We start from the raw sequence: 4,931 nt of genomic DNA, 5'->3' as shown, positions 1-4,931 counted from the left end.
AGCCACCGCGGTCGTCACGACGCTCGAACGAACGGCCACCACGGTCGTCACGACGGTCGTTCCGGTCGTCACGGCGGTCGAAGGAACGGTCCCGGCCGTTGCCGCCGCTCCGCTCGGTCTTCTCCACGTCCCGCGCACCGGGCTGCTCGGGCACCACGACCTCGGCCTGGGCCTCGGTCGCGGCGGCCACCTCGGCCAGGACCGTCTCCGGGTCCTCGCCGCGCTCCCGCGCGACCCTGGCGACCAGGCGGTCCGCCTCCTCGCGCAGCTCGGTGGCGCGGCGCTGGGCCCGCTCGAGCTCCTTGGTGAGCTGGGTGACCTCGCGCTCGGCCTGCTGGGCGGCGTTGCCCGCGGACTCGGCCTGGACCTCGGTCATGGAGCGGGCGCCGGTGATCTCGGCGACCTCCGGGTCGAAGGCGGCACCGCCCTGGATGATGTGGCGCGTGGCGTCGACGCCCGCGTCCTCCATCAGCCGGAAGATCTGGCGGCGCTGGTGCGGCAGGGAGAGCGAGACGACGGTGCCGGTACGGCCGGCGCGGGCCGTACGGCCGGCGCGGTGCAGGTAGTCCTTGTGGTCACCGGCCGGGTCCACGTTCAGGACCAGGTCGATGCCGTCGACGTGGATGCCGCGCGCGGCGACGTCGGTGGCGACGAGGACGTTGACGTAACCGTCCTTGAAGTCCGCCAGCGTGCGGGTGCGCGCGCCCTGGGTCATGCCGCCGTGCAGCGCGTCGGCCTTCACGCCCGCGTCGCGCAGCTGCTCGGCGACGCGGTCGGCGCCCAGCTGGGTGCGGACGAAGATGATGGTGCGGCCCTTGCGGGAGGCGATGGCCGCGGTGACCGGCGCCTTGTCCTTGGGCTTCACGATCATGATGTGGTGGGACATCGTGGTGACCGCGCCCTGGGCCGCGTCCACCTCGTGCGAGACGGGCGAGGAGAGGTAGCGGTCGACCAGGGTCCGGATCTCGTTCTCCATGGTCGCGGAGAACAGCATCCGCTGGCCGCCCGCCGGGACCTGGTCGAGCAGCTCGGTGACCTCGGGCAGGAAGCCCAGGTCGGACATCTGGTCGGCCTCGTCGAGGACGGCGATCTGCACGTCCTCCAGGGAGCAGGCGCCGCGGTTGATGATGTCGCGGAGGCGGCCCGGGGTGGCGACGAGGATGTCGACGCCCCTCTCCAGGGCGTAGATCTGGTTGCCCATCGACGTGCCGCCGCAGACGACCTTCATCTTCAGGCCGACGACGTCGCCGTAGGGCTGGAGGGCGTCCGCCACCTGCATGGCCAGCTCACGCGTCGGCGTGAGGATGACGGCGCGGGGGCGCTTCTTCTCGGTGCGACCGCCGGCCAGCGTGGCCAGGGTCGGCAGACCGAAGGAGAGGGTCTTGCCGGAGCCGGTGCGGCCACGGCCGAGGATGTCCTTGCCGGCCAGGGCGTCCGGGATGGTCGCGGCCTGGATCGGGAAGGGGACGGTCACGCCGTTCTGCGCGAGCTTGCGCACCACGCCCTCGGGGAGGCCGAGGTCGGCAAAGGTGACCTCGGGGGTCTCGGGGGTCTCGACGGCGGCGGCGGCCGTCTCGGTGATCTCGTCGCTGACCTCGGTGTTCTCGGGCAGGACGGTGTGATCAGTACTGGAAATGGACATGCGTAAGCGAAACCTTCCGGAGTCTCGTCGGCACGCGCCCGTCAACTCCGTGTTCGCATCACGACCGCCTCAATGCGGTCCGCCACGGCAAGGGAGAGTACGCGCCACACGGCGCGCTCTGCGGTGGCGCCGGGCAAATGGGATCAAACGATCTACCACCATACGCACCCACCACCCCCCAAGGCAAACCGAGCGCGGGAGACTCCGGTCACGTCCCCCGTCCCGCGCCGCTAGGCCGGCGACCCGGCCTCCGGTGCCGGTTCCCGCTGCACCAGCTGCGGTCCCGTCTCCTCGTGCGCCGACGACGACGGCTCGGCGGACGGCGGGTCCGTCACGGGCGGCGGCGGGGACGAGGCCGGGGGCTCCGGCGCGGGGGGCGTCGGGGTCGGGGTCGGCTGCGCCTGGGTCGGCGCCGGATCGGCCGGCTCCTGGGTGTCGCCCGACTTGACCGGCGTCGTGGACGCGCTGCCCGCCTCCGAGGGCTTGGCCGACGGCGACGCGGACTTCCCCCGCTTCGCCCTCCCCCCGTGCCCGTGCTTGCCGTCACCCGCCGTCCCGCCGTACCCCCTCTCTCCCCCAGAGCCCGCGGTACCCCCGTCGGACGCCTCGCCACCCCGCCGTCCCGCCGAATGCGAGGGGGTGGCCCGGCCGCCGTCCTCGCCCACGTTCACACAGCCGGCGGCGGCGGCCACCACCAGCACCGCGGCGGCCAGACGGACGGGTACGTACAAGGGGCGCACGGCGGCCACCTCCGGGGGAGGATGAAGGAGTCGCCCTGCCCAACTCCCGCCGCCCGCAAGAAGACACGCGCCCGGCCGTCACCCGTACCCGAGTGCGTGCAGCCGTTCGTCGTCGATCCCGAAATGGTGGGCGATTTCGTGCACCACGGTGACCTCGGTCTCCGCGACGACGTCCTCCCGCGTCTCACACATCCGCAGCGTCGGCCCCCGGTAGACGGTGATCCGGTCCGGCAGCACGCCCGCGTACCACTCGCCACGGTCCGTCAGCGGGGTCCCCTCGTAGAGCCCGAGCAGCTCGGGATCGTCGGCGGACGGCTCGTCCTCGACGAACACCGCGACGTTGTCCATCAGCCGCGTCAGTTCCGGCGGAATCCGGTCCAGCGCCTCGGCGACCAGTTCCTCGAACTCCTCGCGCGTCATCTCCAGCACAGGGTCATTGTCCGGTACGGGGCGGCCGCGGGAGAGCCGTGGAGCGTCGGCCACGTCGGCCGTGAACCGTCGCATATCCGCCACCGGGCTTGGGCATACGGGACCAATGGCCCGCGTCCCCGTCGCAGCCCCAGCCCGCGTCCGCCCGCTCACCCCGCTCCGCCGCACCCGCCCCTCCGTCCGCCTGCCGGAACTCACCTCCCGTCCGCACCCCTGGGCACGCGCCCTGGGGATGACGCTCGTCGTCCTCGTCGGCGCCTGGCTGGGCCTGCTGATCGTCGGCAACGTACGGGCACCGGTCGGCCCGATGGACACGACGATGGCCCTGCGTCCGTCCCTCTCCGGCGGCACGAGGATCAACGTCTCCCCGCTGGGCGTGCTCACGCTCGACAGCCATGTCGCGCCCGTCCGGCTGGACGTGAACGTCGACCAGCTCGACCCGGTCCGCTCACAGGCCCTGGTCGACCACCCCGAGCGCCTCGCGGGCCTGCAGGACGAGGTGACCCGGGACGTCGAGCGCGGCACGCTCGACCTGGCCGTACGGTCCTGCGTGGCCGTCGTCGCGGGCGCGACGGCGCTCGGCCTCGCGGTCTACCGGCGCCCTCGGCGCGCCCTCGCGGCCGGCGGCCTGGCCCTGACCCTGCTGGCCGCCTCGGGGGCGACGGCGTACGCCACCTGGAACCCCAAGTCGGTCCTGGAGCCGAGGTTCTCGGGCCTGCTCTCCTCCGCGCCCTCCCTGGTCGGCAACGCGCGCAGCATCGTCACCGAATTCGACGTCTACCAGAACGAGTTGGCGCGCCTGGTGCGCAACGTGACGAAGCTGTACGACGTCACCTCCACGCTCCCGGCCTATCGGCCCGACCCGACCACGATCCGGGTCCTGCACGTCTCCGACATCCATCTGAACCCGGCGAGCTGGAAGATCGTCGCGTCGCTGGTGCAGGAGTACAAGGTGGACGTGATCGTCGACTCCGGCGACACGATGGACCACGGCATGGCGGCGGAGAACGGCTTCCTGGACCCGGTCGCGGACCTCGGCGTGCCGTACGTGTGGGTCCGGGGCAACCACGACTCGCTCGTGACCCAGCGCTACCTGGAGCGGATGAGGAACGTGCGCGTCCTGGACGACGGCCGGGCGGAGACGGTCGCGGGACTGCGTTTCGCGGGCATCGGCGACCCCCAGTTCACCCCCGACCGGTCCGCGCAGCGCGGCGGCGACGCGGCGGAACGGCTGGCCGGGGACCGTCTGGCCGCGTCCCTGCGCGACCAGCGGGCCGCGGGCACTCCCGTCGACGTGGCCGTGGCCCACGAGCCCTCCGCCGCCCGCTGGACGGACGGCGAGGTGCCCCTGGTGCTGGCCGGCCACCTGCACCGCGAGCAGACGGAGGTCATGAGGCACGGCACCCGGCTGCGCGTGGAGGGATCGACGGGCGGGAGCGGCCTGCGGGCGGTGGAGGGCAGGTATCCCGACCCGATCGAGGCGTCGATCCTCTACTTCGACCGGGACAGCCGCCGTCTCCAGGCCTGGGACGAGATCAGGCTGGGCGGCCTGGGCCAGACGACGGCCGAGGTCAGCCGCCACCTCGCACAGGACGCTCTCCAGCAGCGGCTCCGCCCCGGGCGGCCGGACGCCACTCCCGTGCCGAGCGCCTCCACCACCCCCTCGGGGACCGGTTCGCCCACCGGGCCGTAAACCGTTTTGGCGATACTCCCCGCCATCCCATATGCTTCTCACGTCCCCGACGCGCTGAGAAGCGCCCAGGCGGGCCGATAGCCCTCATCGTCTAGCGGCCTAGGACGCCGCCCTTTCAAGGCGGTAGCACGGGTTCGAATCCCGTTGGGGGCACGCAAGATCGTGTGCGACACTGTTGCACACAAAGCTTGGTCCTGTGGAGCAGTTTGGAGTGCTCGCCACCCTGTCAAGGTGGAGGCCGCGGGTTCAAATCCCGTCAGGACCGCTGAGGTTTCACGTGAAACCCCATGGCTGGGTAGCTCAGTTGGTACGAGCGATCGCCTGAAAAGCGATAGGTCGCCGGTTCGACCCCGGCCCCAGCCACAACCCGATTGGCCCGCGCGGCGGTACCGGGGCGGGGGCGGGGACAGCAGGGTGAGGGGGCGCG

At 72.3% G+C, this 4,931-nt stretch carries 4 protein-coding genes and 3 tRNA genes; 4 read left to right on the top strand and 3 right to left on the bottom strand.

Annotation, left to right across the window (positions count from 1 at the left end; genetic code table 11):
- The 3 genes from ACFW2E_RS32125 to ACFW2E_RS32115 form a co-directional block, all read right to left on the bottom strand.
- A partial coding sequence (locus ACFW2E_RS32125) for a DEAD/DEAH box helicase (RefSeq protein ID WP_384470945.1) occupies positions 1-1,642 on the bottom strand: 1,642 nt, incomplete at its 3' end.
- A gap of 230 nt (positions 1,643-1,872) precedes the next feature.
- Entirely contained in the window at positions 1,873-2,382 is a 510-nt protein-coding gene (locus ACFW2E_RS32120) for a hypothetical protein (protein WP_384470942.1), read from the bottom strand.
- Positions 2,383-2,460: 78 nt separating this feature from the next.
- On the bottom strand, positions 2,461-2,811 hold the full coding sequence (locus ACFW2E_RS32115; protein ID WP_384470939.1) for a metallopeptidase family protein: 351 nt from the start codon (positions 2,809-2,811) through the stop codon (positions 2,461-2,463).
- Between the two features lie 106 nt (positions 2,812-2,917).
- On the opposite strand from ACFW2E_RS32115, the gene ACFW2E_RS32110 reads away from it, so the two are divergent.
- The 4 genes from ACFW2E_RS32110 (at position 2,918) to ACFW2E_RS32095 (ending at position 4,867) form a co-directional block, all read left to right on the top strand.
- Positions 2,918-4,504, top strand: a complete 1,587-nt coding sequence (locus tag ACFW2E_RS32110; RefSeq protein WP_384470936.1) for a metallophosphoesterase — start codon at positions 2,918-2,920, stop codon at positions 4,502-4,504.
- Positions 4,505-4,584: 80 nt separating this feature from the next.
- Positions 4,585-4,657 (top strand) — tRNA-Glu (locus ACFW2E_RS32105).
- 37 nt (positions 4,658-4,694) lie between these two features.
- Positions 4,695-4,769, top strand: a tRNA-Asp gene (locus ACFW2E_RS32100).
- Between the two features lie 24 nt (positions 4,770-4,793).
- A tRNA-Phe gene (locus tag ACFW2E_RS32095) sits at positions 4,794-4,867 on the top strand.
- Positions 4,868-4,931 lie beyond the last annotated feature (64 nt).

Source organism: Streptomyces sp. NPDC058964 (genome assembly GCF_042741275.1).
Taxonomy (GTDB): Bacteria; Actinomycetota; Actinomycetes; order Streptomycetales; family Streptomycetaceae; genus Streptomyces.
This window is presented reverse-complemented; position numbering and strand designations above follow the sequence as displayed.